Origin of the sequence: Helicobacter pylori SA213A, assembly GCF_000476275.1 — a bacterium.
GTDB classification, from domain to species: Bacteria; Campylobacterota; Campylobacteria; order Campylobacterales; family Helicobacteraceae; genus Helicobacter; species Helicobacter pylori_CL.
Map to the genome: position 1 here is coordinate 1 of NZ_CBOM010000062.1, position 805 is coordinate 805.

At 29.7% G+C, this 805-nt stretch carries 1 protein-coding gene and 1 pseudogene; both read left to right on the forward strand.

Annotation, left to right across the window (positions count from 1 at the left end):
- Positions 1-319 (forward strand): DNA methyltransferase (locus QT74_RS07895; protein ID WP_033765928.1); only part of this gene is annotated, 319 nt, incomplete at its 5' end.
- A pseudogene (locus tag QT74_RS07900) lies at positions 316-777 on the forward strand (HNH endonuclease); the annotation flags it as partial. The gene QT74_RS07895 and the pseudogene QT74_RS07900, both read left to right, overlap by 4 nt.
- Positions 778-805: the final 28 nt, after the last annotated feature.

Below are 805 nucleotides of genomic sequence, written 5' to 3' on the forward strand. Positions count from 1 at the left end.
CAATAAAGGTATAGAATCAAGCACTTTAACAATGCTAAATAATTATTTTTTTGATATGCAAAAAGTTTTAAAAAATTGTTTTGAAGTTCTTAAGGATGGAGGATTTTGCTTTATTGTAGTTGGAAATTCTTGCTATAAAGGAGTGCCGATACAAACTGATGAAATCTTAGCACAAGAGGCACAAAAATTAGGTTTTAAATGCAAGGAAATCATTATTGCTAGGAAGCTTAAAACATCTAGTCAGCAGATGAAAATCATTGATTCTAAAACTAAATTTTATTTACGAGAGAGCATAATTGTTTTGCAAAAGGAGAGATGATGAGACAGGTTAATATGCGATATAAAAGAAATAGCACGGGTTTATTTTTTGACTCTTTCAAACACTTTAAGCACAACCTTTCTAATCTTATAGCAGTGGAACTGCCCACACTTTCTCACCTTGGTGCTGAAAAATATTTAAACCTTATTCCTGCCAACTATAAGTCAAAATATCCCGATATGAGAAAAATAGGACTTATAGATTATGATAAACCAAGTGATTATCATTTTACTCTAACCAGAGAAGCAAAACAAATAATGAAAGCTTTTGGTTATTCTTGGGACATTCATGCGTATGATGAAAATATAGTAAAAAGTAACAGAAAAAATATTGATTCTTTATCGCCTCAAGAATTGTTTTCATCTATTTACAATCTTAATCAATATAAGAAGTCAATTTTACAACTTATTTTATCCTACTATGATACTGCAGATTCCATTCGCCCATATTTGGTGCTTTTTAAATTATATTGAGAAATTACAGTAT